The organism is Tistrella sp., assembly GCF_002684955.1.
Taxonomy (GTDB): domain Bacteria; phylum Pseudomonadota; class Alphaproteobacteria; order Tistrellales; family Tistrellaceae; genus Tistrella; species Tistrella mobilis.
Window position 1 is genome coordinate 64502 of the sequence record NZ_NYWI01000051.1, and the last position, 26989, is coordinate 91490.

The 26989-nt window shown below is 68.9% G+C and carries 24 protein-coding genes; 15 read left to right on the forward strand and 9 right to left on the reverse strand.

What is annotated here, in order from left to right; all coding sequences use genetic code 11:
* Window position 1 precedes the first annotated feature (1 nt).
* From fdhF to CMO28_RS16905, 3 genes are read left to right on the forward strand one after another with little or no spacing between them, the layout of a single operon-like run.
* Window positions 2-2842, forward strand: a complete 2841-nt coding sequence (gene fdhF, locus CMO28_RS16895; protein ID WP_296715426.1) for a formate dehydrogenase subunit alpha — start codon at window positions 2-4, stop codon at window positions 2840-2842.
* Window positions 2829-3656, forward strand: coding sequence for a formate dehydrogenase accessory sulfurtransferase FdhD (gene fdhD / locus CMO28_RS16900; RefSeq protein ID WP_296715428.1), 828 nt, complete (start codon window positions 2829-2831; stop codon window positions 3654-3656). The genes fdhF and fdhD overlap by 14 nt, the downstream gene beginning before the upstream one ends.
* 16 nt (window positions 3657-3672) lie before the next feature.
* Entirely contained in the window at window positions 3673-3918 is a 246-nt protein-coding gene (locus CMO28_RS16905) for a formate dehydrogenase subunit delta (RefSeq protein ID WP_296715429.1), read from the forward strand.
* Here CMO28_RS16905 and CMO28_RS16910 read toward each other — a convergent pair.
* Genes CMO28_RS16910 through CMO28_RS16930 form a run of 5 tightly spaced genes read right to left on the reverse strand, consistent with a single transcriptional unit; the run spans window position 3896 to window position 10254 of the window.
* Window positions 3896-5038, reverse strand: a complete 1143-nt coding sequence (locus tag CMO28_RS16910; protein ID WP_296715431.1) for a serine hydrolase domain-containing protein — start codon at window positions 5036-5038, stop codon at window positions 3896-3898. The genes CMO28_RS16905 and CMO28_RS16910 overlap by 23 nt on opposite strands.
* Window positions 5039-5082: 44 nt before the next feature.
* Window positions 5083-6903 (reverse strand): ABC transporter ATP-binding protein, encoded by a 1821-nt coding sequence (locus CMO28_RS16915; protein WP_296715432.1) that lies wholly within the window; start codon window positions 6901-6903, stop codon window positions 5083-5085.
* Window positions 6900-8432, reverse strand: coding sequence for an aldehyde dehydrogenase family protein (locus tag CMO28_RS16920; protein WP_296715434.1), 1533 nt, complete (start codon window positions 8430-8432; stop codon window positions 6900-6902). The genes CMO28_RS16915 and CMO28_RS16920 overlap by 4 nt, the downstream gene beginning before the upstream one ends.
* Before the next feature lie 51 nt (window positions 8433-8483).
* The gene (locus tag CMO28_RS16925; protein WP_296715435.1) at window positions 8484-9839 is read right to left on the reverse strand and encodes an NAD(P)/FAD-dependent oxidoreductase; all 1356 of its coding nucleotides are present in this window, start codon (window positions 9837-9839) and stop codon (window positions 8484-8486) included.
* Entirely contained in the window at window positions 9826-10254 is a 429-nt protein-coding gene (locus CMO28_RS16930) for a Rid family hydrolase (RefSeq protein WP_296715437.1), read from the reverse strand. Before CMO28_RS16930 ends, CMO28_RS16925 begins: the two co-directional genes overlap by 14 nt.
* A gap of 282 nt (window positions 10255-10536) precedes the next feature.
* On the opposite strand from CMO28_RS16930, the gene CMO28_RS16935 reads away from it, so the two are divergent.
* The 5 genes from CMO28_RS16935 to CMO28_RS16955 all read left to right on the forward strand — a co-directional run bounded on the left by CMO28_RS16935 (window position 10537) and on the right by CMO28_RS16955 (window position 16200).
* Window positions 10537-11682 carry an NAD(P)/FAD-dependent oxidoreductase gene (locus tag CMO28_RS16935; protein WP_296715439.1) on the forward strand — a complete coding sequence of 382 codons (1146 nt, stop codon included), beginning with the start codon at window positions 10537-10539 and terminating at the stop codon, window positions 11680-11682.
* An 88-nt stretch (window positions 11683-11770) separates the two neighbouring features.
* Window positions 11771-13429, forward strand: a complete 1659-nt coding sequence (locus CMO28_RS16940) for a peptide ABC transporter substrate-binding protein (RefSeq protein WP_296715441.1) — start codon at window positions 11771-11773, stop codon at window positions 13427-13429.
* 18 nt (window positions 13430-13447) lie between these two features.
* Window positions 13448-14398, forward strand: a complete 951-nt coding sequence (locus CMO28_RS16945) for an ABC transporter permease (RefSeq protein WP_062763777.1) — start codon at window positions 13448-13450, stop codon at window positions 14396-14398.
* Window positions 14399-14403: 5 nt separating this feature from the next.
* Window positions 14404-15273, forward strand: a complete 870-nt coding sequence (locus CMO28_RS16950) for an ABC transporter permease (RefSeq protein WP_296715443.1) — start codon at window positions 14404-14406, stop codon at window positions 15271-15273.
* A gap of 24 nt (window positions 15274-15297) precedes the next feature.
* Window positions 15298-16200, forward strand: a complete 903-nt coding sequence (locus CMO28_RS16955) for a LysR substrate-binding domain-containing protein (protein ID WP_296715444.1) — start codon at window positions 15298-15300, stop codon at window positions 16198-16200.
* A gap of 47 nt (window positions 16201-16247) precedes the next feature.
* On the opposite strand, the gene CMO28_RS16960 is transcribed toward CMO28_RS16955, so the two are convergent.
* From CMO28_RS16960 to CMO28_RS16975, 4 genes are all read right to left on the reverse strand, one after another.
* The gene (locus CMO28_RS16960; protein ID WP_296715446.1) at window positions 16248-17486 is read right to left on the reverse strand and encodes an MFS transporter; all 1239 of its coding nucleotides are present in this window, start codon (window positions 17484-17486) and stop codon (window positions 16248-16250) included.
* 10 nt (window positions 17487-17496) lie between these two features.
* Entirely contained in the window at window positions 17497-18219 is a 723-nt protein-coding gene (locus tag CMO28_RS16965) for an L-threonylcarbamoyladenylate synthase (RefSeq protein WP_296715447.1), read from the reverse strand.
* A 244-nt stretch (window positions 18220-18463) separates the two neighbouring features.
* On the reverse strand, window positions 18464-19057 hold the full coding sequence (locus tag CMO28_RS16970) for a hypothetical protein (RefSeq protein ID WP_296715449.1): 594 nt from the start codon (window positions 19055-19057) through the stop codon (window positions 18464-18466).
* Between the two features lie 172 nt (window positions 19058-19229).
* Window positions 19230-19454, reverse strand: a complete 225-nt coding sequence (locus CMO28_RS16975; protein ID WP_014744555.1) for a hypothetical protein — start codon at window positions 19452-19454, stop codon at window positions 19230-19232.
* 121 nt (window positions 19455-19575) lie between these two features.
* Between CMO28_RS16975 and CMO28_RS16980 the strand changes: the two genes are divergently transcribed.
* The 7 genes from CMO28_RS16980 (at window position 19576) to CMO28_RS17010 (ending at window position 26961) form a co-directional block, all read left to right on the forward strand.
* Window positions 19576-20079, forward strand: a complete 504-nt coding sequence (locus tag CMO28_RS16980) for a cupin domain-containing protein (protein WP_296715450.1) — start codon at window positions 19576-19578, stop codon at window positions 20077-20079.
* On the forward strand, window positions 20076-20570 hold the full coding sequence (locus CMO28_RS16985; RefSeq protein WP_296715452.1) for a hypothetical protein: 495 nt from the start codon (window positions 20076-20078) through the stop codon (window positions 20568-20570). Before CMO28_RS16980 ends, CMO28_RS16985 begins: the two co-directional genes overlap by 4 nt.
* A 78-nt stretch (window positions 20571-20648) precedes the next feature.
* Window positions 20649-21275 carry a TetR/AcrR family transcriptional regulator gene (locus tag CMO28_RS16990; protein WP_296715453.1) on the forward strand — a complete coding sequence of 209 codons (627 nt, stop codon included), beginning with the start codon at window positions 20649-20651 and terminating at the stop codon, window positions 21273-21275.
* 338 nt (window positions 21276-21613) lie between these two features.
* Entirely contained in the window at window positions 21614-22138 is a 525-nt protein-coding gene (locus CMO28_RS16995) for an RNA polymerase sigma factor (protein ID WP_416370975.1), read from the forward strand.
* The gene (locus tag CMO28_RS17000; RefSeq protein WP_296715458.1) at window positions 22135-23094 is read left to right on the forward strand and encodes a FecR family protein; all 960 of its coding nucleotides are present in this window, start codon (window positions 22135-22137) and stop codon (window positions 23092-23094) included. The genes CMO28_RS16995 and CMO28_RS17000 overlap by 4 nt, the downstream gene beginning before the upstream one ends.
* A gap of 164 nt (window positions 23095-23258) precedes the next feature.
* The gene (locus tag CMO28_RS17005) at window positions 23259-25727 is read left to right on the forward strand and encodes a TonB-dependent siderophore receptor (RefSeq protein ID WP_296715460.1); all 2469 of its coding nucleotides are present in this window, start codon (window positions 23259-23261) and stop codon (window positions 25725-25727) included.
* A 10-nt stretch (window positions 25728-25737) separates the two neighbouring features.
* Window positions 25738-26961 carry a PepSY-associated TM helix domain-containing protein gene (locus CMO28_RS17010; protein WP_296715462.1) on the forward strand — a complete coding sequence of 408 codons (1224 nt, stop codon included), beginning with the start codon at window positions 25738-25740 and terminating at the stop codon, window positions 26959-26961.
* Window positions 26962-26989 lie beyond the last annotated feature (28 nt).

Below are 26989 nucleotides of genomic sequence, written 5' to 3' on the forward strand. Positions count from 1 at the left end.
CATGTCGCTGATCCACGAAACCGATTACGGCACCCCGGCCTCGCACGCCACCGCCATGGTGCGGCTGACCATCGACGGCCGCGAGGTGGAGGTGCCCGAGGGCACCTCGATCATGCGGGCGGCGACCGAGGCCGGGGGCGCCATCCCCAAGCTCTGCGCCACCGACATGCTCGATGCCTTCGGGTCGTGCCGGCTGTGCCTGGTGGAGGTGGAGGGCCGCAACGGCACGCCCGCCTCGTGCACCACGCCGGTGGCCGACGGCATGGTGGTCCATACCCAGACGCCGCGCCTGCAGAAGCTGCGCCGCGGGGTGATGGAACTCTATATTTCCGACCACCCGCTCGACTGCCTGACCTGTGCCGCCAATGGCGATTGCGAATTGCAGGACATGGCGGGTGCGGTTGGCCTGCGCGACGTGCGCTACGGCTATGACGGCGCCAACCATCTGGTGGCCGAGAAAGATACCTCGACGCCCTATTTCACCTATGATCCGTCGAAATGCATCGTCTGCTCGCGCTGTGTCAGGGCCTGCGAAGAGGTGCAGGGCACTTTCGCGCTGACCATCGAAGGGCGCGGCTTCGGCTCACGCGTCGCGGCCGGCCAGGGCGAGGCCTTCTTCGACAGCGAATGCGTGTCGTGCGGCGCCTGCGTCCAGGCCTGCCCGACGGCGACGCTGACCGAGACCACGGTGATCGAGATCGGCCAGCCCGAACGCTCGGTCGTCACCACCTGCGCCTATTGCGGGGTGGGCTGCACCTTCAAGGCCGAGATGCGCGGCGAAGAGCTGGTGCGCATGCTGCCCTACAAGGACGGCAAGGCCAATCGCGGCCATTCCTGCGTCAAGGGCCGCTTCGCCTGGGGCTATGCCACCCATCGCGAGCGCATCCTGAAGCCGATGGTGCGCGAGCGGATCACCGACCCCTGGCGCGAGGTGTCGTGGGACGAGGCGATCGGCCATGTCGCCCGCGAATTCCGCCGCATTCAGGCCAAATACGGCCGCACCGCGATCGGCGGCATCACCTCGTCGCGCTGCACCAATGAAGAGACCTTCCTGGTTCAGAAGCTGATCCGCGCCGGCTTCGGCAACAACAATGTCGATACCTGCGCCCGGGTCTGTCATTCGCCGACCGGCTATGGGCTGAAGACCGCCTTCGGCACCTCGGCCGGTACCCAGGATTTCGATTCGGTCGAACAGTCGAATGTGGTGATGGTGATCGGCGCCAACCCGACCGACGGCCATCCGGTCTTCGGGTCGCGGCTGAAGAAGCGGCTGCGCCAGGGCGCGAAGCTGATCGTGGTCGATCCGCGCCGGATCGATCTGGTGCGCACCCCCCATGTGGCGGCTGCCCATCACCTGCCGCTGCGCCCGGGCACCAATGTCGCGGTGCTGACGGCACTCGCCCATGTCGTCGTCACCGAAGGCCTGGTCGACGAGGCTTTCGTGCGCGCGCGCTGCGACATGGAAAGCTTCGGCGCCTGGGCGGAATTCGTCGCCGACCCGGCCAATGCGCCCGAAGCCGTGGCGCAGTATACCGGCGTCGATCCCGAGGAGATCCGCAAGGCCGCCCGGCTCTATGCCACCGGCGGCAATGCCGCGATCTATTACGGACTGGGCGTCACCGAGCACAGCCAGGGCTCGACCACGGTGATGGCGATCGCCAATCTTGCCATGGCCACCGGCAATATCGGCCGGCCGGGCGTGGGCGTGAACCCGCTGCGCGGCCAGAACAACGTCCAGGGCGCCTGCGATATGGGCTCGTTCCCGCACGAGCTGTCGGGCTACCGCCATGTCGCGGATGATGCCACCCGCCAGATGTTCGAGGAACTCTGGGGCGTGGAGCTGGATCACGAGCCGGGCCTCAGGATTCCGAACATGCTCGATGCCGCCGTCGGCGGCAGCTTCAAGGGGCTCTATGTCCAGGGCGAAGACATCCTGCAATCCGACCCCAACACCGCCCATGTCGCGGCCGGGCTGGCGGCGATGGAATGCGTGGTGATCCAGGACCTGTTCCTGAACGAGACCGCCAATTACGCCCATGTCTTCCTGCCCGGCTCTACCTTCCTTGAGAAGGACGGCACCTTCACCAATGCCGAGCGCCGCATTCAGCGGGTGCGCAAGGTGATGTCGTCGCGCTCGGGCAAGGCCGATTGGGAGATCACGCTCGACATCGCCCATGCCATGGGCTTCCGCATGGATTACAGCCACCCGTCCGAGATCATGGACGAGATCGCGCGGGTGACGCCGACCTTTGCCGGCGTCTCTTACGACCGGCTCGACGCGTTGGGCTCGATCCAGTGGCCGTGCAACGAGAAGGCGCCCCAGGGCACGCCGGTGATGCATGTCGACGGTTTCGTGCGCGGCCAGGGCCGGTTCATGATCACCGAATATGTGCCGACCGACGAGAAGACCGGGCCGCGCTTCCCGCTGCTGCTGACCACCGGCCGGATCCTCAGCCAGTACAATGTGGGCGCCCAGACCCGGCGGACCGAGAATGTGCGCTGGCATGAAGAGGATCTGCTTGAGATCCACCCCCATGATGCCGAGGAACGCGGCATCCGCGACGGCGATCTGGTGAAGCTGCAGAGCCGCGCCGGCGCCACCGCGCTCAAGGCGCTGATCACCGACCGGGTGGCGCCGGGCGTGGTCTACACCACCTTCCATCACCCGATGACCCAGGCCAATGTGGTGACCACCGACTATTCCGACTGGGCGACCAACTGCCCGGAATACAAGGTGACCGCGGTCCAGGTCTCGCCCTCCAACGGCCCCACCGACTGGCAGGCACGCTATGACGATTTCGGCCGTCAGAGCCGGCGCATCGTGGTCGATGCAGCGGAGTGACGAGGACCAGCGGCCGCTGGCCCGGGTGACGCCCGCCTTCTGGCACGAAGGCAATGCCAGCAGGCGGGCGCGTACCATTCCCGACGAGGTGGCGGTCGCCTTCACCTACAACCAGAGCACCCATGCGGTGATGATGGCGAGCCCGGCCGATCTGGAAGATCTGGCCGTCGGCTTCAGCCTGAACGAGGTGATCGTCGAGCATCCCGGCCAGATCGAGGAGATCCGGGTGGCGGTGCTGGAGGACGGCATCGATCTGCGCATCCGTCTGGATGCCGACCGCGCCGCCGGGCTGATCGAACGGCGCCGCCATGTCGCGGGGCCGAGCGGCTGCGGGCTTTGCGGCATCGACAGCCTGGCCGGCGCCATGCGGCCGCCCAGAACGGTGGGGGCGGGGCTGCGGCTGACGCCCGATCAGGTGCTGGCGGCGCTGGACGCGCTGGGGCCGCATCAGATCTGGGGGCGGGAAAGCCGGGCGATGCATGCCGCCGGCTGGTGGCATCCCGACCGCGGCATGGCGCTGGTGCGCGAGGATGTCGGCCGGCACAATGCGCTCGACAAACTGGCGGGCGCACTGGCGCTGGGCGGCCTGCCCGCGGCCGAGGGCGTGGCGGTGATCACCAGCCGGGTCTCGATCGAGATGGTGCAGAAGGTGGCGATGGCCGGGATCACGGTGATGATCGCGGTCTCGGCACCGACGGCGCTGGCGATCCGCACGGCCGAGGCGGCCGGCATCACCCTGGTTGCGGTTGCCCGCGCCGATGGTTTCGAAGTCTTCACCGGGGCCCGGCGGATCGCCGGCCTCGACCTGTCCTGAGGAAAGCTGACCGCCGATGTCCCCCGACAAGCTGGTGATGATGGCCAACCAGATCGGCCGTTTCTTCGTGGCCCAGGGCCCCGATCAGGCGGCCCAGGGCACCGCCGAGCATATCCGCCAGTTCTGGGACCCGCGGATGCGCGCCGCGATCCTGGAGCACCTGGCCGCCGGCGGCGAGGGCCTGGACCCCCATGTCCGCCGGGCGGTGGAGATGCTGCGCGACGGCCAGGCGGCTGCGATCAGCTCAAAGCCCGGGCAATAGCCGCAAAGAAAGCGTCATCGTCGATTTCCAGCCGGCGTTTGTAACCGGGTTTGGAGCGCGCGCTCGCCACCACGACCACCAGGCCATGGGCCGGGTTGATGTGGATGTACTGGCCATAGATGCCTTCGGCCTGGAAGCTGCCGGCCAGGATCGGATCGTCGAGTTCCGGCACCCACCACATATAGCCATAGGGGATGCGGCGGCCGTCGATCTCGTACGGGCTGCCGGCCTCGTCACGCCAGCCGGCGGGCAGGATGGAGTGGCCGTCGATCCGGCCGTCGTCCAGCACGAACTGGCCGAAGCGGGCATAGTCCGAGAGGGCGGCATTCATGCCGCTGCCCGAGATGGTCATGCCCTCGGGCGCCTCGCACCACCAGCGGGCATCATGGGCCATGCCGATCCGCGACCAGATCCGGCTTGAAAGATAGTCGGTGAGGCGCATGCCGGTCGCGGCCTCGACCACCGCCGCCACCAGATAGCTTTCGCCGGTGTTGTAGGCCCAGGCCCCGCCGGGTGGCGTTGCGGCGGGCAGGCCGGTCATGAAGCCGATGATCCCGCCCGGCTGCCAGCGGGCCTGAACCTCCAGCAGCTGCCGGCGGTCCGAGGTTGGATCCACATAGTCTTCATTCCAGCGGATGCCCGAGCACATCCTGAGCACCTGGCGGAGCGTGACCGCGCGATAGCCGCCGCCGAGGGGGACGTATCTGGTGACCGGGTCGTCGATCGAGCCGATGGCGCCCTCGGCGATCGCCACGCCCACAAGCGTGGAGGCGATCGATTTGGCGAGCGAACAGGAATGCCAGAGCGTATCCGCCGTCACGCCGCGCTGGCAGATCTCCGCCACCCGCCGGCCGTCCTTCAGCACCATCAGCCCGGCGACGGCGTTGGTCGCCAGATAGTCGTAAAGGTCGAAGACGCGGCCCTTGTCCCGGATCGCGAGCGGCGGCAGCCCGCCTGCCGGATGGTCTTCGAAAGCCCGCACCGGGCCGGAACCGCGGGAGATGATGCGGGTCGGGAACCAGCCGGTGTCGGTGGTCATGGTCCGGATCATCTCGTCAGGTAGCAGCTGGCCGTCATAGAAGCGGGTGAGATGGGCGCGGGCCGCGGCGGAGAGGGCCATGTCCGGTCGTCCTCGTCTTGTCGGAAAGCAGGCAATGGAGCGTGTCAGGCCATCACGAAATGGCCGGGCGCCACTTCGTCATACCGCCGGAGCGGCGGTTCCCAGCCGGCGGGGCGCAGCGGGCTTGCGATCTCGGCGGGGGCGATGTCGCGGCGGCGGAAGCGCGCGGCCGGGTCCGCCACCGGCACGGCGTCGAGCAGCCGGCGGGTATAGGCGTGGCGGGGATCGTAGAGCACCGCCGCGCGCGGCCCGATCTCGACGATTTCGCCCAGATACATCACCGCCACCCGATGGGCGACGCGCTCCACCACGCCCATATCGTGGGAGATGAACAGATAGGCGAGGCCGAGCCGGGCCTGCAACTCCAGCATCAGATTGACCACCTGGGCCTTGATCGACACATCGAGCGCCGAGACCGCCTCGTCGGCGATCAGCACCGAGGGTTCGAGCGCAAGCGCGCGGGCGATGCACAGCCGCTGACGCTGCCCGCCCGAGAATTCCTGCGGCCGGCGTCCGGCCATCTGCGGATCGAGGCCGACCAGGGCCAGCAGTTCGGCGACCCGCGCCCGGGCGGCGGCACCCCGGGCGATGCCGTTGATCTCCAGCGGTGCCGCGATTGCGGTGCCCACCGAATGGCGCGGGTTGAGGCTGGAGAAGGGGTCCTGGAACACCATCTGCACCCGGCGCACGGCATCGCGGCGCGAGAAGCCGTCGAGCGGCCGGCCGTCGACCAGCACCTCGCCGGCATGGGGGCGGGTGAGCCCCATGATCGTGCGGCCGATGGTGGACTTGCCGCAGCCGCTTTCGCCGACCAGCGCCAGGGTCTCGCCCGGTGCGACCGTGAAGGAGACGTTTTCGACCGCGTGCACGGCGGGCCGCCGCCGGGCCAGCAGCCCGCCGCCGGTCAGATAGCGGGTGGTGAGGCCACGAATTTCAAGCGCCGGTGCCGCCGCATGGTCGGGGGTCACGTCAAGCGGCGCCGCCGGGGTGGCGGCACCGCTCTCGGGATCGATCGCATCGAAGGGGGTCGGGCGATCGATCGACCGCATCGCCCCCAGCCGCGGCACGGCCGCGAGCAGGGCGCGGGTATAGGGTTGTTGCGGGGCGTCGAAGATCCGGGCGGTCTCGGCGGTTTCGATCAGGGCGCCGCGGCACATCACCACCACCCGGTCGGCGATTTCGGCCACCACGCCCAGATCATGGGTGATGAACAGCACCGACATGCCGTCTTCCGCCTGCAATTCGCGGATCAGCCCCAGGATCTGGGCCTGAATGGTGACGTCGAGTGCGGTGGTCGGCTCGTCGGCGATCAGCAGTTTCGGCCGGCAGGCCAGCGCCATGGCGATCATCACCCGCTGGCGCATGCCGCCCGAGAAATTGTGCGGATGGTCGCCCAGGCGCGAGGCCGCGGCCGGAATCCTGACGCGGTCGAGCAGGCGCACCACCTCGGCATCGGCGGCGCGGCGGTCCAGCCCGCGATGCAGCATCAGCGCCTCGGCGATCTGGAAGCCGATGGTCCGGACCGGGTTCAGGCTGGTCATCGGCTCCTGGAAGATCATCGACATCCGGCCGCCGCGAACCCGGCACATGGCGGGCTCGGGCAGGGGGGTCAGCTCCTGGCCCTCAAGGCGAACGGAGCCGGTCGCCCGGCTGGTCGCGGGCGGCAGCAGGCGCATCGCCGCCATGGCGGTGACGCTCTTGCCCGAGCCGCTTTCGCCGACCACCGCCACGGTCTCGCCCGGGCAGACGGCGAGCGAGATGTCGCGGACGACGCTGGTCCAGCCGGCGGGGCCGCGGAAGGCGACGCCCAGCCCCGCGATCTCGAGGACGGGGGCAGGCACCGGCGGAGAGGCCGTCTCGGTCATGCCGCCCCTCCATATCTGCGGTCGACCGGCGTCTTCAGGCCGATCCACACCGTCTTGACCTGCTGATACTGCGCCATCGCCTCCCGGCCCTTGTCGCGGGCGAGCGAGCCCGACTTGCCCCAGCCGCCGAAGGGCGTCTTGACGTCGCCTTCGGTGAAGCCGTTCACCGCCACCGTGCCACAGCTGAGCCGGCGGGCGAAGTGGAGCGCGCGGTCGATGTCGCGCGTGAAGACCGTGGCATGCAGTCCGTATTCGGTGCCGTTGGCGACCGCGAGCGCTTCGTCCATGCCGTCGACCGGCAGGGTGCCGAGAACCGGGCCGAAGATTTCTTCGCGCGCGATCGACATGCCGGCGGTGAGGTCGCCGAAGACCACCGGGGCAAGGAAGCTGCCCGCCGCCAGCGCCGGATCGACCCGGCCGGTGTACACCAGCCGCGCCCCCTCGGCCCGGCCGCGTTCCAGATGGGCCAGAACCCGGCGGCGGTGGCCGGCCGAAATCATCGGCCCCATCCCGGTCGCGGGGTCGAGCGGATCGCCCGGCGCCAGCGACTGCAGCCGGTCGACGATCCGCGCCAGATAGTCCTCCTGCAGGCGGCGCGGCACGATCTGGCGCATATTGGCCGAGCAGTTCTGCCCGGCATTCCAGAAGGCGGCGGTCACCGCATGGTCGATCAGCTCAGGGGTGAGATCGGCATCGTCGAGCACGATGAACGGGCTCTTGCCGCCCATCTCCAGCCCTACGGTCTTCAGATTGCTGCTGCCGGCATATTGCAGGAACAGCCGCCCGACCTCGGTCGAGCCGGTGAACGAGACCGCATCGATATCGCCATGCTGGCCGATCAGCCGGCCGGTGGTCTCCCCCGGGCCGGTGACGACGTTGAGCACGCCTTCGGGCAGCCCGGCCTCGATCGCGAGTTCGGCGAGCGCCAGCGTGGTCAGCGAGGTCTCTTCGGCCGGCTTCACCACCACCGAGCAGCCGGCGGCGAGCGCCGGTGCCAGCTTCCAGGCCGCCATCAGCAGCGGGAAGTTCCAGGGCAGTACGGCGCCGACCACGCCGATCGGCTCCCGCATAATCAGCGCGCAGGCGCCTTCGCCGGTGGGGGCGATGTCGCCATAGCTCTTGTCGATCGCCTCGCCATACCACTGGAAGAAGTCCGGCACCTCGCCGCCGATTTCCTTCAGGCAGTCGCTGACCGGCTTGCCGCTTTCCAGGCTTTCCATCACCGCAAGGCGCGGGGCGGCGGCGCGGATCAGCCCGGCCAGGCGCAGTAGTACCTCCTTGCGCCGTTCGGGCGTCGCCCGTGACCAGACACCGTCGCGAAATGATCGACGGGCTGCGGCAACCGCGCGGTCGACCTCGTCGGCACCGCAGAGCGGCAGGGGGGCGAGCACCGCGCCGGTCGCCGGGTTCAGCGTCTCGAACAGGGCACCGCTGCGGGCGGCGGCCGGCGCGCCGTCGATGAAGGCCCGCGAGGGCAGGCGCAGCTCTGCGGCGATCCGCCGGGTGTCTTCGAGGGTCGACCAGGTCATGGGCGCAGGCTCCGTGGCGAAAGATGGGAAGCAGACCAGGCGCAATAGCTTTCAGATGCCGCCATAGGGGCGGCGCCACCTGCCGGTTGCGAAGCGGTCGGCGGCGAAGGGGGTGATGTCGACCGGTGCCGGCCGGCCCATGGCCAGATCCGCCAGCACCCGGCCGACCGCGGGGCCGAGGCCGAAGCCGTGGCCCGAAAAGCCGGTGGCGACCAGCAGGCCGGGCGTGGCGGCGGGGGTGTCGATCACCGGCAGGGCGTCGGGCATCACGTCGATGGCGCCGGCCCAGGATTTGGCGATCGGGGGCGTGCCGGCGGCGGGGAACAGCGTCGCGAAGCGCCTGGCCGCATCCGACACCCGTTTCGGATTGGCCGGGATGTCGGGCGCGCGCGGCCGCAGGGTGCGCGTGGTCGCGGGTTCCGCCAGACGCTCGATCAGGTCGTCGGCGAAGGGGCGGCCCAGCTTGAGCGAGAAGGCCCGCCGCCGCTGGATCAACTCGCGCAGGAAGAAGCCGGCGGCGCGGAAGGAATCGAGGGTGAGGTCGACATCGGTGCCGCCATCGGTGGCGATGATGCACGACCCGTCGGGCCGCTGGCGCAGGCCCAGCCCCGCGCCCACGAAACAGGGCAGGTCCAGATCGGCCATCGGCGCGGTCAGGGCCACGGTACTGCGCACGGTCTTCTGCGGCAGGGCCGGGATCAGCCCGGCCAGCAGGCGGTGGCTGCGGGCGCCGGCCGTGCAGATGACGGTGGATGTGGCGATGCGGCCGTGTTCGGTGACGACACCGCTGATCCGGCCGGCCGCGGTCTCGATCGCCCGGGCGCCGCAATCCTCGATCAACACGGCACCGGCTGCACAGGCGGCGCGGGCGAACGCGAGGGTTGCGAGCAGCGGTTCGGCCTGGCCGTCGCCGGCAGCCAGGATGCCGCCGGCGGTGCGGCTGCCGAGGCTCGGAAACGCCCGCGTCACCTCGGCCGCGCTCAACAGCCGGGTGTCGTGGACCCGGTCGCCGGCCTCTTTCAGCCAGTCGGCATGGGAGGCCTGTTCGGCATCATCGGCGGCGACGAACAGGCAGCCGCGCTGCCGCCAGCCGGTCTCGTGCCCCAGATCGGCCTGAAGCCCCGGCCAGAGCGACAAAGCGAGCCCCGCCAGCGGCAGTTCCGCCGGGTCGCGGCAGAGGCTGCGCACGAAGCCCCAGTTGCGGCCCGATTGCTGCGAGCCGATCCGCGCGACATCGATCAGCACGACACTCTGCCCGGCCCGGGCAAGATACCAGGCGGCGGCACAGCCCATGATGCCGCCGCCCAGGATCACCGCATCGGCCGTGGCGGGCAGCGGCTCGGCACCGCCGGCAAGCCGGGCCAGGGTGTCGGCGGGGGCGTGCCCCAGAAGACTAAGCGACGGCATCGAGCACGGCATCCATGTCCATCTCGACCCGGATGTCGGGGTCGAACAGCCCGGCCTGAACCGTGGTGCAGGCCGGATCGATGCCGCGGAAGGCCTCGGCATAGCCGTCCATGACCGCGTCGTAATCCTCGGTGCGGGCGATGTAGATCCGCACCCGCACCACATGCTGCAGCCCGCCGCCGGCCTCTGCCAGAACGGCGGCGGCATTGCGGAAGATCTGGGCGGTCTGGGCCGCGGCACCCTCGGCCAGCACATCGGCTTTGTAGTCATAGCCGGTGGTGCCCGATATCCGGACCCGGTTGCCGGTCACAACGGCCCGGGCATAGGCATAGCGCCGTTCCCAGGCGCTGCCGGAATAGAGCCGCCGGCCGGTCGAAGGCGGGGTCGAAGACACGGGATGGGGGAAGTCGGTCATCTCTGGCACCGTCGCGGGTTGAACTCCGCCATGAGGATCGGAGACCGGCGCCGCCGACGTCGATGTCAAAAAATCGCGCCTGGGGTGCAATAAATCGAACCGGCATAGGAGCTGGTTCTATGGGGCGAGGATCCCTGCGCGAGACAGGATCCGCTGTCACCCCGCCACACTTTATTGGGTCGGGCCTGCGATTTATTAGAATCGACACCCGATCCGGCCCTGCGATCCAATTGGGTCCGCCGATCGACGGCGACGAGACAGCCTCAGGGAGAGCGGACGGATATGCGTGCGGACTTCGTCATCATCGGTGGTGGCATATCGGGGGCGGCGGCGGCCTTCTTCCTGTCGGAAGCAGGGCAAGTGGTGCTGATCGAGCAGGAGAGCCATTTCGGCACCCACAGCTCGGGCCGGACCGCGGGCCAGTTCACGGTCGGCATCTCCGCCGACACGATGCGGGCGGCCGCTGCCGCCAGCCGCAGCTTCTTTCAGACCCCGCCCGAGGGCTTCGCCGAGGGGCCGCTGATCAGCCCGCGCGGCAGCCTGACGGTTGCGCGGCGCGACCGGTTCGCGGTGCTCGACCGGCTGGAGGCACGGATCGCCGAGGCCGGCGGCCGGGCGGAGCGGCTGGACCGCGCCGGCGCGCTCGCAGCCTTCCCGGCGCTTCGGCCCGAGACGGTCGATGAGGCGGTGCTGGAGGTGGATGCCGCCGATATCGATGTCGACCGCCTGCTTCAGGGATATCTGCGCGGCGCCCGGCGCAACGGCGCCCAGACCGAAACCGGTGCTGCGGTAACCGCCATCCATCGCGAGGGCGGGCTCTGGGTGGTCGATACCGCGACCGGTCGCCACGAGGCGCCGGTGCTGGTCAATGCGGCCGGCGGCTGGGCCGACCGGGTGGCGGGTCTGGCGGGTGTGGCGCCGATCGGCCTGACCCCCTATCGCCGCACTGCTTTCACCTTTCCACTGATGCAGGCTCCGGAAGGCGGCAGCCTTGGGGGCGACTGGCCGCATGTCACCTCGGCCGAATATGACTGGTACGTCAAGCCCGAGGCCGGCTGTTTCATGGGCTCGCCCGCCGATGCCCATCGGGTTCAGCCGGGCGAGATGTATCCGGAAGATTTCGATGTCGCGCTCGGCATCCATGCGATCGAGCGCGACACCAGGCTGACCATCCGCCGGCCGCTGGCCAGCTGGGCCGGCATGCGCAGTTTCGTGGCCGACCGCAACCCCGTCTGCGGCATGTCGGGCGCGGCGCCGGGCTTCGTCTGGCTGGCGGCGCAGGGCGGCTGCGGCGTGCTGACCTCGCCGGCGCTCGGCCGGGCGGTGGCGGCGATCGCCTGCAACCGGCCCCTGCCGGACGATCTGGACGACTGGGGCCTCCGCCTTGCGGCGCTGTCGCCCGACCGGCCGGGCCTTGCGGCCGGCTGACGCCTTCTCTTCCCCCCGCGCTGCCCTATGACCGGCAAAAAGCCGGCACGATCGACCAAAAAAGAAGATCCATCGGGAGACTTACGTCATGCAGACGCCTTCGCTTTCGAAGCGCAGCTTTCTGAAACTCTCCGCCGCGGCGGGGGTGGCCGGTGCGGTCGGCGGCATGGCCGCGGGGCCGTTCCGCGCCCTTGCCGCCGGCCCCGAGCCTCGGCCGGGCGGCCAGGTCATCGCCGGCATCTCTCAGGAGCCGACGGTGTTCAACCCGCTGATGCCGGGCAGCGAATACGACCAGGGCATCTGGTGGCAGCTGTTCAGCACGCTCTGGTACATCGATGCCGACGGCACGATCGTGCCGGATCTGGCGGCGGAGTTGCCCACGGTCGCCAATGGCGGGCTGTCGGCCGATGGCCGGATCTGGAAGATCCGGCTGCGCAAGGGCGTCACCTGGCATGACGGCACGCCCTTCACCGCCCATGACGTGAAGTACACGCTGGACCTGATCAACAATCCCGATTTCCGGGTGCGCAACCGGGTCGGCCACTCCCTGCTGCGCAATGTAACGGTCACGGCGGACGACGAAATCCAGTGGGTGCTGTCCGAGGCCTTCGCGCCCTATATGTCGGTGCTGTCGCTCACCTTCATCGTGCCCCGCCATATTCTGGGCAAGGCGGATGATCCGAACACCGCCCCCTTCAACACGGCCCCGGTCGGCACCGGCCCGTTCCGCTGGGGGGAGGGCCGGGCTGGCGAGCTGGTGCTGCTGGAAAAGAACCCCGCCTATCACGGCGACGGGCCCTATCTCGACCGGGTGGTGTTCCGCTACATCCCCGATCAGACCATGCTCTACACCCAGTTCCGCAGCGGTGAGATCGACTATCTGGGCCTCTCCGGCCTGCAGCCGGCCTTCGATGCCGAGGCCCGCGCCCTGCCGGACCGGCGCATCGTGGCGGCACCGGCGCCCTTCGTCGAGCATATCGCCCTCAACCACGGCTTCGCGCCCTTTGCCGACAAGGCGGTGCGCCAGGCGCTCTATCTGGCCATGAACCGCAAGGCGCGGCTGGAAGCGATCTATCCCGGCCGGCCGATCGAGACCGAATCCTACGTCCCCCACGGTCATTGGGCCTTCGATGACGGGCTGCCGAAGCACAGCCACGATCCGGCGGCGGCGAAGGCGCTGCTCGACAAGGCCGGCTGGCTGCCCGGCGCCGACGGCATCCGCCAGAAGGACGGCGTGCGCCTGGCCTTCACCAATTCGACCAGCGCCGGTTCCCAGTCGCGCGAACAGGCCCAGCAGCTGCTGAAGCAGGACTGGCGCGAGATCGGCGTCGACATGACGATCGACAACATGCCGGGCGCGGTGATCTGGGGCGAATTCTGGCAGAAGTCGCAATATCAGTCGGTGATGGTCGCCTCCAACTTCCTGCAGGGCAGCGACCCGGACGTCACGCCGCGCTTCTCCAGCAAGGCGATCCCGGCCCAGGGCGGCAGCGGCCTCAACACCTATCAGTACCGGAATGCCGAGGTTGACGGGCTGCTGGAACGCGGCAGCCGCGAGATGGACCAGGCGGTGCGGCGCAAGATCTATCAGCGCCTGCAGCAGATCATCCGCGAGGATCTGGTCTTCCTGCCGGTGTCGCAGTCGGTGATCGTCGAAGGGGTGAAGGCGAAGCTCACCGGCTATCGCCCGAACATCAATGCCTCGTCGAACTGCTGGAACATGCGACACTGGTTCTGGGCGGCGTGACGGAGGATCTTCCGGACCATGACGATCTATCTGGCGCGACGATGCGGGCAGGCCGTGGTGCTGATGCTGCTGGTCTCGGTCATCGGCTTCGGCATCCTGCATCTCGCCCCGGGCGGGCCGCTGTCGCAATACGTCCTGTCGTCGAACATGGCGCAGGAGGATATCGACCGGATCACCCGCCAGCTGGGGCTGGACCGGCCCTTCCTGCTGCAATATGTCGACTGGCTCGCCCGGATGGTGACCGGTGACTGGGGGCAGTCCTATCGTGACGGGCTGCCGGTTCTGACCAAGATCGCGACCCATATCGGGCCGACGCTTGAAATCATGCTCGCCTCCACCGTGATCGCCGCCCTGCTGGGCGGCGTGATCGGCATGCGGGCGGCGGTGCGCCGGCATTCGCTGACCGACCTGCTCGCCACCGGCGGTGCCATGATCGCGCTGTCGATCCCGACCTTCTGGTTCGCCCTGATGGCGATCTATCTGTTTTCGATCGAACTCGGCTGGTTGCCGTCCGGCAATCGCAGCACCATCGGCGACGGCTCGCTCGGTGACGTGCTTCATCACATGGTCGCACCGGTGATGGTGCTGGCGCTGGTGGAGACCGCGGTCTGGGCGCAGTTCATGCGGGCCTCGATGCTCGACACGCTGGGGCAGGACTATATCCGCACCGCCCGTGCCAAGGGGCTGCGCGAACGGGTGGTGATCCGCGCCCATGCGCTGCGCAACGCGCTGCTGCCGATGATCACCCTGGTCGGGCTGCAATTCCCCACCCTGCTCGGCGGTGCACTGGTCACCGAAACGGTGTTCAGCTGGCCGGGCATGGGCCGGCTGTTTCTCGACAGCCTGGAATATCGCGACTATCCGGTGGTGATGGGCATTCTGATGCTCTCGGCGCTGATGGTGATGGCAGGCTCGCTGCTGGCCGATCTGCTTTATGCGGTCGCCGACCCCCGGATCAGGATGGATTGACGGCGATGACAGTGCAGACCGCCCCCGACATCACGGCACCCCCCATGCCGCCCGGTTTCCTGCGCCGGCTGATGGCGCGGCCCGCCACCGTCGCCGGTGCCGGGCTCATCCTGGCGATGGCCGCCGCCGCCTTTCTCGGGCCGCTGATCGATCCGACCGATCCGGACAGGATCGACGTGCTCGCCCGCTTCCTGCCGCCGCTCAGCCCCGGCCATCTGCTTGGCACCGACGAGCTGGGCCGGGACGTGCTCGCCCGCCTGCTCGGCGGCGGGCGGATCTCGCTCGCGATCGGCTTTTCGGCCATGCTGCTCTCGGTGGTGATCGGAACTGCCATCGGCATGGTCGCGGGCTGGCGCGGCGGGGGGATCGGCACCGTGCTGATGCGCTTCGTCGATGCGATGATGGCGTTTCCGACCGTCTTTCTGGTGCTCGCCCTGGCCCTGCTGATCAGCCCCGGCCTTGCCTCCACCACCATCCTGATCGCCGCCACCTCGTGGATGAGCGTGGCGCGGCTGGTCGAAGGGCAGTATCGCGCCCTGCGCACGGCCGATTATGTCGCGGCCGCCCGCACCGCCGGTGCGTCGGATCTTCGCATCATGGTGGTGGAGCTGCTGCCCAATGCGGCAGGCGCGATCATCGTTGCCGCCACGCTCAACGTCGCGCGGGCGATCCTGCTCGAATCCTATGTCAGCTATCTGGGTTATGGCATTCAGGCGCCGATGGCGAGCTGGGGGAACATGTTCAACAATGCCCAGGTCTATCTGACCTCGGCTCCCTGGCTCGCCATTCTGCCGGGCCTCGCCATCACCCTGACGGTCACCAGTTTCAACTTCATGGGCAACGGGCTCAGGGATACACTCGACCCCCATCGCTGACGACCGGCCATCAGGAGGCGCGCCATGTCCCGACGTCTGCCGTCGCTCAACGCGCTCAGATGCTTCGAGGTGGTGGCGACCCATATGGGGGTGAAAAAGGCCGCGCAGGTGCTGAATGTCAGCGAAAGCGCGGTCAGCCGTCAGGTGCGCATCCTGGAGGAACAGCTGGGCGTGTCGCTGTTCCTGCGCACCCATGGCGGCATGGAGATCACCGAAGAGGGCCGCCGCCTGGCCCTGGCGGTGACGGAAGCCTTCGATCACATCGCCAATGCGATCGATCCGTTCCAGAACGACCAGGATGTGGTCACGCTGAAGGTGATCCCCACTTTCGCCCTGCGCTGGCTGTTCCCGCGGTTGCACAGGTTCCACGAGCAGTATCCGATGATCCGGATCGTGGTCCAGACCCGTCTGAACGATATGACGGTGGACGAGACGGGCGCCGATCTGGGCATCCGCTATGGCCGCGGCGGCTTTCCCAACGAGGATGCGACCGAGCTTTACGCCGAATGGATCGTGCCGGTGGCGGCCCCCGGGCATCTGGATTCCGACCGGCCGGAGGAAGATCTGCGCAGCGCCATGCTCCTCCACCCGCTGCCCGATCATCAGGACTGGATCACCTGGTCTGAGAAGTCGGGCATGCCGCTGCGCGTCCATGACGGGCTGGATTTCGACGCGCTCGACATGGCGCTGAGTGCCGCCGAAGCCGGTCTCGGCGTCGCCATCGCCGACGTGGTCCTGGCCGATCAGGCAATCCGCGACGGCCGGCTGGTGGTGCCGATCGACAGGGCGGTGCCGAGCGGCGTGTCCTATTTCCTGGTCCGCCGCCCCGAACTGCGTCGCCGCCGCCAGGTCCGCCTTGTGGAAGACTGGCTGCTGGCCGAGATCGCAACCGCGCGCGAGACGATTGCCGGCTACGCGCGCGGCTGACCTGCACGAACTGACCCGCACGAACCGACCTGCACGAGCTGCCCCGTCTATGCCGTGCGGCGCTCCGTTCCGCGGCCCATCAGCTGTTCGCCGGCCAGCGCATAGGCCAGAACCAGGGCCGCGAACAGCACCGCCACACCCGACATCAGCGGCACGAAGCCATAGGCCGCCAGACACCAGCCGCCCACGGCGAGCACGGCGGCGTTGGTGAGCCCGTACCAGCGTTCCATGCGGCCGATCAGCCGGGCGCGGGCAGGGGCCGCCATCGGCAGGCGGTTGAGATTGGCCATGGTCACCGGCCGGATGCCGCCGGTGGCGAAACCGAGCGCGGTGATCGCGACCAGGCCGGCGATCAGGTTTTCCGAGGCGGTGGCGAACAGGATCAGCGAGACCAGGCCGATCGCCGGCATGGCCACCGTGATCGCCCGGGCGCCGATCCGGTCCATCACGGTCGGCGCATAGCGGGCCGATAGGAAGGCCGCCAGGTTGAACAGGCTGAGCACCAGCCCGAACCAGTAGAGATCGACCTTCAGCGTCAGGAAAAACAGCGCCGGCAGAAAGCCCACGAAGGCTGCAAGCGCGAAGGCGCGCATCAGCACGTAATAGGCCATCCAGCCGGCTTCCCCCGGCACGCTGGTCGCCGGGGCGGGGGAAGCGGGCGCGCCGGGGCTGGCCGCGGTCTGTGCCGGCGCCGCCGGGGTGCTGACCATCAGGATCGCGATCGCCGAGACCAGGGCCGCGGCCAGTGCGGCCAGGAAGGGCAGTTCCGGGGCGAAGCGATAGAGCACACTGCCCGCCGTACCCGCCACCAGCACCGCCAGGAAGATCAGAGACGCGGTGCGGCTTTCATGGGTGCGATAGGCGATGACCTCGTCATCGCCGTGCAGACTGCGCAGCAGGGCCGAATCCGTGCCCTGGGCCAGCGCATAGCCGATGCCGCCGGCGATCTGGGCCGCCAGCAGCCACCAGAAGCCGCCATCGGCCGCCAGCGGTGCCGGCAGGGGCGAGGCGACGGCGAAGGCCACGATCATGCCGAGGCCGGCCGCCTTCAGCACCTCCCCGGTGGCGATCACGCCCTTCTGCGGCAAGACCCGGCCAAGCCGGCCGGCCGGGCCGACCGCCAGGCAGATGGTCAGGCCATAGGCCGCCAGCAGCAGTTCCAGCCGGAAGATGTCGAGCCCGCGTTCGTAGAAGAACACGAACAGGATCGGCAGGTGGAAATAGAGCCGCGACAGGATGCGATAGACATAGATCAGCGGCACGTCGCGTGGGCTGCGGATGCTCATGACCGGGTCCTCACGCGCTGGCCGCGCGGCCGCGGACCTCGTTCACCCGCTGCATCAGGCGCTGCTTGTAGGCCTCGGTGTCGGTATCCAGATTGGGGAAGACCTCCTGGATGCGGCTGACCGGATAGACCCCGGCGCGGACCAGATACGGCCGCTCGAACGTGAAGTCGACGATGGTGTTGGCCTTGACCGCACTGTCCGAGGTGGCGCCGGGCGTGTCGCCGCCCAGATCGATGATCAGATCGACCCCGTCGCCGATATCGGCGACCGCCTTCTCGAGGTCCACGAAGATATCGCCCTGGCCCGAGATGTTGGCCGAGGTGGCCCCCACCGGCCGGCCGGCGGCGCGGATGATGTCTTCCAGCGGCGATGCGCCCTGGCAGGCCACGCCCAGCGTGTCATAGCCCATGGTGAAGGCCGGCGGCAGGTCGCAGGCCTTGTCGAAGATCAGCGTCAGCTCCCCCGGCCACAGCCGCTCGAAGGCATCGGGGGCGACCCAGTCGGGGACCACCACATGGCGGGCCGCCTCGGCCGGATTGGCGATCGAGAAGGTCAGCGGACCGAATTTGGTGCGCTTCTTCACGTCGAACACCCGCTGGATGGCATCGGCGTTGAAGGCGTCGCAGATCAGGTTGTACTGCGTGCGCGTGGGGGTGATGACCAGCCCGCCTGCGCGGATCACCTCGGCCGCCTCGTCGATCGCGCCGGCGGAGAGTTTCACGATATTGACCATGGTGCCTGCCGTCCCTTGCCCGTTCGGACCCTGTCGACCCAGGTTCTGCCCCCGTTGCCCCGGGGACCGGCCGTGTTCCGGCCGGACGTAACCCTGGATCGCCTGGTCCGTGATCCGATCAATTATGGCGACAGGCTATCATCGTCTTTCCTGAATCGGAAGCATGCAGATCAACTTGTACGGGATGTATGCGACAGCCGGGTTCATCCCTGGGTTCCGTCATCCGGGAGCCGGAGCCTGCGGATCAGTTTCCGGTGGGGGCGCCGATGGCGAAGGCGGCAAAAAGCTCCCGCGCCATCGCACGGTCGACCGGCTGGCCGGCATCGCGGGCCAGCGCCAGATAGGCGCGCAGGATCGGCGCCATCGACGGCCCATAGGTCTCGCGCTCGGCCAGGAAAAGCGGGCGGAGCAGCAGCACCGCGCGCTGGACCTCTTCAAAGGCCACCCGCATCCGTCCGGCGCGGGCATGGGCGTCGGCGATGGCGGTCAGCACACGCGCCATTGATGGCAGAAGAACCCGGTTGTGGCGGGTGGCCTGCTGCGACAGGCGCCGGAACACGTCGCGGGCGGCATCGATATCGCCGCGACCGGCATCGGCCACCGCCAGCGGTTCCCCCACCTGGGCGGCGGATTGGGAGAGGCGATAGGCCGCCGCCGCCGTATCGGCATTCGAAGCGATGCGGTCGACCAGCAGGAAAAAGATCTGTCGGGCGAGATTGCGGTCGCCCCGTTCCAGGGCGGACCGGCCCAGATGTTCCGCCCGGGCGGCCGCCTGTTCGGCGTCGCCGTCGCTGATCAGCATGCGGGCGTCGTGATCGATGGTCATACCGTCGGTCATGTCGGGCAGCCTGGCTGAGGAGGCGGGGCCGTGCGGGGGCGCGGGCGGCGGGGGAGGCCTTGAGCGTGGCAACACGCCGCAGGCGCCATAGTTATGGTCGCGTGGCGCATGCGAAACAAGGGTTCCCGACCCGTGGCCGCATGGATTGCGGGATTTCGTCGGCCGGCCCGGTTCAGGGGCCGCGGGGCGGCCGGCTGTCGGGGTTGACGGGGGGACGTTCCTGCCTGCCGCGATTGCGCAGCCCATGGACCAGCAGGGCCAGGATCCAGGCGGCAAGCGGGACCAGAAAGAAGCCGTCGAACAGGGGATGCGCGGGATCCGCCCCGGTCACCGCGGTGACGAAGGTCATCCAGACCAGGGTGAAGACGATGAGCGCGCGGCGCCAGCGATCAGGCATGCCGCAAGAATGCCCTGGTCGCCGCCGCCATGCAATCATGGCGTCTGTTCGATTGCGGCCATGTCCCTTCCGCCGCTATCCTGGGCGGATGGGACATGAAAGGCGACAGTGGAGACGCCCGATGAGCCATGCCCCCAAAGATACACGCCTTGCGGCCTTGCCCCAGGCGGCAGCACGGATCGTGGAGGCCCTGGGGCTTGCCCCCCATCCCGAAGGCGGATGGTTTGCCGAAGTCTGGCGCAGCCCTGCACCCGATGGGGGCCGGGGGGCTTTGACCACGATCTATTTCCTGCTGGCCCGCGGAGAGCGGTCGCACTGGCACCGGGTCGATGCCGAAGAGGTCTGGCATCACTATGCCGGGGCGCCGCTGGCGCTGGACATGGCACCCGACGATGCCGCGGCCCCGCGGCGCCATCTGCTGGGCTTCGACCCCCTGCACCCCGCGGATGCCAATGCCGGCCGGCCGGTGCTGGTGGTGCCCGCCGGCTGGTGGCAGGCGGCGGAAACCCTGGGCGAGTACACGCTGGTCGGCTGTTCGGTGGCGCCCGCCTTCACCTTCGACGGTTTCGAACTGGCGGCACCGGGCTGGGCGCCGGGACGACCGGCCGGCAGGCCGGCATCGTGAGCCCGGCACGGGACGCGCGCTGGCAGGCTGTCGCCGCCCTGACCGTCACGGAACTGGCCGGCGGCGACTGCCCCTCGGCCGAGCGGCGCGCGCGCCGCATGCTGCGGATCGCCCGGGATGCCGAAGGCGGATCGGGGCCGCGCCGGTCGGCGGCGCTGGCCGGGCTGTCGGTGCTGCTGTGGCGGCCGCCGCATCTGGTGCGCCGCGACGCCATGCCCTGGCTGGACCTGATCGCACCCTATCGCGCCGAAATCGCCGCCGACCACCGGCTGGGCGAGGCGATGATGCTGACCGGCCTGGCGCTGAGCTTCGCCATGGGTCCGGATTCGCCGGAAATCCGCCGCTGGGCGGGTATCGCCGGGCCCGATATGGCCGCGCGGGTGGCAGGCATTACCGCGCCGCCGCCGCCCGATGGTGACATGCCCACGCAGGCGCCCTGCACGCGCCCTCAGCGCAGGGCTTGGCGTTCGCGCGCCACTCGGTCAAACTGAGCCGGTCATCCGATTTTTTTATGTGGTTTCCCGCAATGCAACAGCGGGGCCATGCCGGCAGTGAAGGAGAAGCACATTATGGGCAGGCCGCGAGGCTTCGACCGCGAACGGGTCCTCGATCACGTGGTGGATCTGTTCTGGCGTCACGGATATGACGGCACCTCGGTAGAGGCTATCCGTCATGCCACCGGCATCGGGCCCAGCAGCCTGTATGCAGCCTTCGGGGACAAGCGCACGCTGTTCTTCGAAGCGGTGGACCGCTACCGGGCGCGGGTGGTCGACAAGGCGCTTGATGGTCTGGAGCAGGATCGCGGCGACGGGCTGGCGGCGATCCGCGCCTTCTTCACCCGGGTGGTCGACGGCATCATTGCGGGTGAACGCCGCTGGGGCTGTCTGATGACCAATTGTGCGGTCGAACGCGCGCCCTGGGACGAGGCGGCGGCCGAGGCGGCGCGCGCGCATCTGCTCAGGGTTCGTGCGGCCTTTGCCGGTGCGCTGGCACGCGGTGCGACCGGTGCCGACGAGACGCAGATCACTGCCGTCGCTTCCATGCTGACCGCGGTGCTGCAGGGGCTGAACGTCATGGCCCGGGCGGGTTTTGGCCGTGCGCCCATTCAGGCTGCCGTCGATGCCGCGATCGCGAGTGCCGAGGGTGCCGCCATGCTGCCGGTTGCGCGCAGAATGCCGGCCGCCATCGCCTCCTGAGCCGGGAGATCCGCGGCGGACGCTGATTTCGCGATGCAGAATGATCGTATTTGGCGGAATTATGCGGGACCCACTTGCTTTTTCCGTATCCTGGAGTAAACGTTTCGTAACGCGGCGGCCGTGAGCCCCGTGTCGAGAGCTTGCCGGACTGCCGCCGGGGGGGAGGGCGGTCCGGCCGTACGCCCGGTGTGGGGAAACCTGCGCCGGGCGTCCTCGTTTCAGAGACGGGATCTGCCCGTCCGATGCGATCCCCTAATTGCAAATAAGTCTCAATCTTGATATTCCGAGAGCTGACGGAGGCCGGGCGGACCGGCGGGCTCTTCGGGATAGTGCGGATCTTGGACCGAACGGCGCTCGACCGGCTCAACCACATCTATTCAGGCCGGCGGCGCATCCTGGTGCGCAGCCTGTTGCCGATCGTCGGCAGCCTGGCGGTGGCCGAGGATCTGGCGCAGGAGACCTATCTGAAGGTCCGGGCCGCGCTGGCACAGACCCAGATCCAACATCTGGAACCCTTCCTTTTCCGCACCGCCCGCAATCTGGCGCTGGATCATCTGCGCCGGGAGCGACGCCAGGGCGCCGTGCTGCGCCAGGGCGAGGATCAGGACGATCTTGCCCATATCGCCGCCGACACGCCCAGCCCCGAGGCGGAAGTCGGCGACCGTCAGTTGCTCGACCGGCTGGAACAGGTGATGTCGCGGTTGACGCCGCGCCAGCGCCGGGTGATGGTCGCCTGCCGGCTGGAAGGCCGCAGCTATGCCGAGGTCGCGGCCGATCTGGGCGTGTCGACCAGCACGGTTCAGAAGGATCTGAAGGACGCGATGGCCGCCTGTCTGGGCAGTTTCACGGGTGGCAGGCGATGACCGACCCCATCGATGCAGCCCTGCTCGATGCGGCGCTGGAGCGCTTCATCCGCGCCCGCGATGTCGATGCCGACCCGGCAGACAGGCAGGCACTGGCCGACTGGGCGGCCGCCGATCCGGCCCATGAAGCCGCGCTCGCCCGGGTGGAGGCGATGTGGGGCGCCGATGTCTTCGCAACCGCGCTGGCCAGATCGGTGCAGCCGGCGACGTCTGGCGCAACACGCCGGCCACGGCAGCGGGCCTGGCCGCTGGCCCTGGCCGCCTCGGTCCTGCTCATGATCGGCATCGGGGCGGCGCTCGACCTGCCGCTGCGGCTGCGGGCCGATGCGATCACCGCCACCGGCGAACGCCGGCTCGTGGTGCTGGCCGACGGTTCCCGCGTGACGCTCGACACCGACAGCGCCATCGCGGTCACGATCGACGAGACCGGACGGCATCTGACCCTGCTGGAGGGCCGGGCCTTTTTCGAGGTCACGCCCGACGCCGCCCGGCCGTTCGAGGTGGCGGCCGGACCCGCCAGGGTGCGGGTCACCGGCACCGCCTTTGCCGTGGGGTTCACCGCCGACGACGCGGTCATGGTGCAGGTCCGCAGCGGCCGGGTGGAGGCGGGGGCCGCCGGCCGCAGCCGCGCGCTGGGTGCCGGCGACGCGCTGCGCCTGGACGGCACCGGCCCCGGCATCGTCACCCGCCCCGATCCCGCCCGCCCCGATCCCGCTCAGGGGCTGGGCTGGCTGGATGGCCGGCTGGTCTTCGTCGACCGGCCGCTTGGCGATGTCCTGGCCGAACTCGACCGCTATCTGCCCGGGCGGATCCTGGTCACGGACCCTGCCATTGCCGCCCGCCGCGTCACCGGCAATTACCGGCTGGACGATCCGGCCGGCAGCACGCTCGCCCTTGCCGCCGTTGCCGGTGCCGAGATCACGCAGATCACCGGCAGGCTGTTGATTCTGCATTGAAATTCTCCCGGCATGCCGGGCGCCTGAAAATTTTCTTCAGAAAAATTTACGCGATCCGTCGCCCGGTGACGTCAGGTCTGCGGGGCGTAACTGCATACGAGACGCAATCGCAAGACATGCAGCACGCCCCGCCCTTTCGGTGACGCACAGGCGGGACGATCCACATGACCAGACGGCATCAGCAGCGGCGCAAGAGTGCAGGCCGCCACACCACCGGGCGCCAGGCCGCCATGGCCCTGGTTGGCGCGGCCATTCTGGCCGGCGCCGGGATGGGCGCCAGCACGGTGGTGCAGGCGCAGAGCGCGGCTGCCGTCCAGGATCAGCCGCATGATTTCGACATCCCCAGCCAGCCGCTGGTCGGGGCGATCAACGCCTTCAGCGCCGCCACCGGCTGGAATGCGGGCTTCGCGGCCGGGCTCGATGCCGGTGTCGTCTCGCCCGGCGTACAGGGCCGGCTGGAAAGCGAGCAGGCCCTGCGCCGGATGCTGGCGGGCACGGGGCTGACCTATCGCCTGACGGGGCCGCGGGCGGTGATGCTGGAGGCCCTGCCGCCCGCGCCCGACGGGGCAACGCAGCTCGATCCGCTGACGGTGGATGCGGGGCGCCAGGGCACGGCGCGCGGTGCCGTTCCAGGGATCGTCGCGACCCATTCGGTGACGGCGTCGAAGACCGACACGCCGATCATGCTCACCCCCCAGGCGGTGTCCGTGGTCACCCGCGACCAGATGGACATACAGGGCTCTGCCACCGTCTCCCAGGCGCTGCGCTATACGCCGGGCGTGATCAGCCAGTATGGCGATGTCGATCTCCGGGTCGACTGGTTCACGGTGCGCGGCTTCACCCCCGGGCGCTATCTCGACGGGCTGCGCCTGCCCTTCGGTGCGCGCGGCTACAGCCAGCCCCGCATCGAGCCCTATGGGCTGGAGCGGATCGAGGCGCTGAAAGGCCCGGCCTCGGTGCTCTACGGCCAGAATGCCCCGGGCGGCCTGCTGAACATGACCTCCAAGCGCCCGACGGCCGAGAGGTTGAACGAGATCGAACTCGGCACCGGCAGCTATGACCGCCGTCAGCTGGCCGGTGATTTCTCGGGCGCGATGGATGACGACAGGCGTCTGCTCTATCGCCTGACCGTGCTCGGGCGCCAGGCCGACACCGAATACGATTATGTCGAGGAGGATAAGATCTTCGTCGCCCCGGCCTTCACCTGGGCCGGCGACGACACCACGATCACGATCCTGTCGCAGTATCAGAAGATCCGCTCGGAAGGCGGCGGCGGTGCGCCGGCCCTGCCGGCGGTGGGCACGCTCTACCCCCATCCCGACGGCTATATCCCGACCAGCCGCTTCGTGGGCGAGCCCGATTACGACCTGTTCACCAACGAACAATGGATGCTGGGCTACGAGGTCGAGCACCGGCTGGACGATGTCTGGACCTTCAGCCACAGCCTGCGCTATGCCGATGTCGATACCGACACCCGCCGCGTGCAGGGCTATGCCCTGGCGGACACGACTCTTTACCGCTACGCCTGGGCTTTCCCCGAGACGGCGCGGACGGTGACCCTCGACACCCGGACCGAAGCGACATTCGAGACCGGGCCGGTAGGTCATGACCTGCTGATGGGCGTCGACCTGCAATATGAGCGCAGCCATTTCGAGGAGACCCACCTGGCCGGGGCGGGCACCATCGATATCTTCGATCCGGTCTATACCGGCGGCATCTCTGTGCCCTCAGTCAATATCGACATTGACCAGACCCGTCGGCAGGTGGGCGCCTATGTCCAGAACCTGATGAGTTTCGGTCGCTGGCATCTGATGCTCGGCGGGCGCTACGACCATGCGCAGTCGAAGACCGACACGGACAGTGAAAGCCCGGACGAGCAGTACGTCATCCGCCAGAATGACGAAGCCTTTACCGGCCGGGCCGGTCTGGTCTATGCCTTCGATAACGGTCTTGCCCCCTATGTCAGCTACACGACCTCGTTCCAGCCTCTGGGCGGGCGGAACGACGAAGACCAGCCGCTGCAGCCGACCAAGGGCCGTCAGGCCGAGATCGGGCTGCGCTATCAGCCCACCGGCTATGCCTCAATGATTACGGTTTCGGCCTATCATCTGGTGCAGCAGAACGTCGCCACCAGCACGTCGGGTGCCGCCTATATCCAGACGGGTGAGGTAGAGGTGAAGGGGCTGGAGGTCGAAGCCCATGCCGAGCTGGGGGATGGCTATCGCGCGATCGCAAGCTATGCCTACAGCGACAGCGAAATCACCGAGACCCTGCGCGAGGGACAGCTCGGCAACCAGCTGGCCTTCGTGCCGCGCAACACGGCCGCTCTCTGGCTGGACAAGAGCTTCGAGGACGGCATCGCCGAAGGTCTGGGGCTTGGTGCGGGCGTGCGCTATATCGGCCACCTTTATGGCGATCTGAACAACGACTTCAAATCGCCGGGTGTCACCCTGTTCGATGCGGGCCTGCGCTTCGATCTGGGCCGGCTCAGCCCCGATGCCGCCGGGGCCAGCCTGGCGGTCAACGCCACCAACCTGCTGGACGAACGCTATGTCTCCACCTGCCTGTCGGCCACCGGCTGCTATTGGGGCCCCGGCCGGGCGGTGACTGCCTCGATCAAGTACCGGTGGTGACGGACAGGCGATGCGCAGCTTTCTGGTCAGGCTTCATCGCTGGGCGGGGCTTTCCACCGCGCTCTTCCTGGTTCTGGCCGGGCTGACCGGCAGTGCCATCGTCTTCCGGCACGAGCTGGACGCCTGGCTGAACCCGACGCTGTTCCTGGCGCCGGGGCAGGGGGCGGTACTGGCTCCGGATCAGATCGCGGCGCGGGTGGCGGCGATCGATCCGGGCATCGCGGTCACCGCCCTGCCGCTGCGGCCGGTGGCGGGCGAGGCGGTGCTGGTGACCGTGCTGCCGCGGCCGGGCAGCCCGCCGCCCGGCTATGACCAGGTCTTCGTCGATCCGGTGACCGGCGAGATTCTGGGCCGGCGCGACCAGATGACCGCGATCATGCCCTTCCTCTACACCTTCCACTATTCCCTGACTGCCGGGCCGGTTGGCAAATGGCTGCTGGGGGTGGTGGCGCTGATCTGGGCGCTGGATGCGCTGGTGGCGCTGTGGCTGACCCTGCCGCGGGGGCGGCTGCCCTTCACCCGCGGCTTCGGGGCCGGCTGGGCGCCGGCGTGGAAGATCAAGCCCGGCCTGTCGCTCGGCGGCGCCGGCAGCCATCGCCGGGTGCTGGATCTGCATCGCGCCCCGGGATTGTGGCTGTGGCTGGTGTTCCTGGTGCTGGCGATCAGCAGCGTGACGCTGAACCTGGAAACCCAGCTGGTGCGGCCGCTGCTGGGCCAGGTGGCGGCGCTGTCGCCGAGTGCGCGCGAGATCGGCGCGCCGCGCTACCGGCCCGACCCGCCGCCGCCAGCGCTCGGCTTCGAAGCGGCGGCGGCCCGCGCCGAAGCCTATGCCGCGGCCCGGGGCCTGGCGCCGCAGGCGGTCGATGCCTATCACTATGCCGTCTTCGGGGTCTATATCGTCAGCCTGGACGAGGCGGCGCCGCATGATGTCTGGGCGATCGACACCGGCCACCCGCATCTCTATCTCGACGACCAGACCGGCGAGGTGCTGATGGCGACCATCCCCGGCCAGGGCACCCCGGGCGACGTGTTCCTGCAAGTGCAGTTCCCGCTGCATTCAGGCCGGATCGGCGGGCTTGCCGGTCGCATCCTGATCGCGGTGGCGGGCGTGGCGCTGGCGGTGGTTTCGGTCACCGGGGTGGTGATCTGGTGGCGCAAGCGCCGCGCGCGCCGGCAGGTTGCGGCGCGCGAGACCGCGGCCGCCCGAAAGGGGCCGGCATCGGCACGGGTTTGACTCGTCTCCATCCGATCGCATATCCATG

Excerpts from the sequence above, each read along its gene's own strand:
- CMO28_RS16955 (WP_296715444.1), top strand. The coding sequence starts at position 15,298 with ATGTCCCGACGTCTGCCGTCGCTCAACGCGCTCAGATGCTTCGAGGTG.
- CMO28_RS16970 (WP_296715449.1), bottom strand. The coding sequence starts at position 19,057 with ATGACCGACGGTATGACCATCGATCACGACGCCCGCATGCTGATCAGC.
- CMO28_RS17000 (WP_296715458.1), top strand. The coding sequence starts at position 22,135 with ATGACCGACCCCATCGATGCAGCCCTGCTCGATGCGGCGCTGGAGCGC.
- CMO28_RS16905 (WP_296715429.1), top strand. The coding sequence starts at position 3,673 with ATGTCCCCCGACAAGCTGGTGATGATGGCCAACCAGATCGGCCGTTTC.
- CMO28_RS16915 (WP_296715432.1), bottom strand. The coding sequence starts at position 6,903 with ATGACCGAGACGGCCTCTCCGCCGGTGCCTGCCCCCGTCCTCGAGATC.
- fdhF (WP_296715426.1), top strand. The coding sequence starts at position 2 with ATGTCGCTGATCCACGAAACCGATTACGGCACCCCGGCCTCGCACGCC.
- CMO28_RS17010 (WP_296715462.1), top strand. The coding sequence starts at position 25,738 with ATGCGCAGCTTTCTGGTCAGGCTTCATCGCTGGGCGGGGCTTTCCACC.
- CMO28_RS16940 (WP_296715441.1), top strand. The coding sequence starts at position 11,771 with ATGCAGACGCCTTCGCTTTCGAAGCGCAGCTTTCTGAAACTCTCCGCC.
- CMO28_RS16990 (WP_296715453.1), top strand. The coding sequence starts at position 20,649 with ATGGGCAGGCCGCGAGGCTTCGACCGCGAACGGGTCCTCGATCACGTG.
- CMO28_RS16960 (WP_296715446.1), bottom strand. The coding sequence starts at position 17,486 with ATGAGCATCCGCAGCCCACGCGACGTGCCGCTGATCTATGTCTATCGC.
- CMO28_RS16935 (WP_296715439.1), top strand. The coding sequence starts at position 10,537 with ATGCGTGCGGACTTCGTCATCATCGGTGGTGGCATATCGGGGGCGGCG.
- CMO28_RS16975 (WP_014744555.1), bottom strand. The coding sequence starts at position 19,454 with ATGCCTGATCGCTGGCGCCGCGCGCTCATCGTCTTCACCCTGGTCTGG.
- CMO28_RS16930 (WP_296715437.1), bottom strand. The coding sequence starts at position 10,254 with ATGACCGACTTCCCCCATCCCGTGTCTTCGACCCCGCCTTCGACCGGC.
- CMO28_RS16950 (WP_296715443.1), top strand. The coding sequence starts at position 14,404 with ATGACAGTGCAGACCGCCCCCGACATCACGGCACCCCCCATGCCGCCC.
- CMO28_RS16910 (WP_296715431.1), bottom strand. The coding sequence starts at position 5,038 with ATGGCCCTCTCCGCCGCGGCCCGCGCCCATCTCACCCGCTTCTATGAC.
- CMO28_RS16945 (WP_062763777.1), top strand. The coding sequence starts at position 13,448 with ATGACGATCTATCTGGCGCGACGATGCGGGCAGGCCGTGGTGCTGATG.
- CMO28_RS16980 (WP_296715450.1), top strand. The coding sequence starts at position 19,576 with ATGAGCCATGCCCCCAAAGATACACGCCTTGCGGCCTTGCCCCAGGCG.
- CMO28_RS17005 (WP_296715460.1), top strand. The coding sequence starts at position 23,259 with ATGACCAGACGGCATCAGCAGCGGCGCAAGAGTGCAGGCCGCCACACC.
- CMO28_RS16965 (WP_296715447.1), bottom strand. The coding sequence starts at position 18,219 with ATGGTCAATATCGTGAAACTCTCCGCCGGCGCGATCGACGAGGCGGCC.
- CMO28_RS16925 (WP_296715435.1), bottom strand. The coding sequence starts at position 9,839 with ATGCCGTCGCTTAGTCTTCTGGGGCACGCCCCCGCCGACACCCTGGCC.
- fdhD (WP_296715428.1), top strand. The coding sequence starts at position 2,829 with ATGCAGCGGAGTGACGAGGACCAGCGGCCGCTGGCCCGGGTGACGCCC.
- CMO28_RS16920 (WP_296715434.1), bottom strand. The coding sequence starts at position 8,432 with ATGACCTGGTCGACCCTCGAAGACACCCGGCGGATCGCCGCAGAGCTG.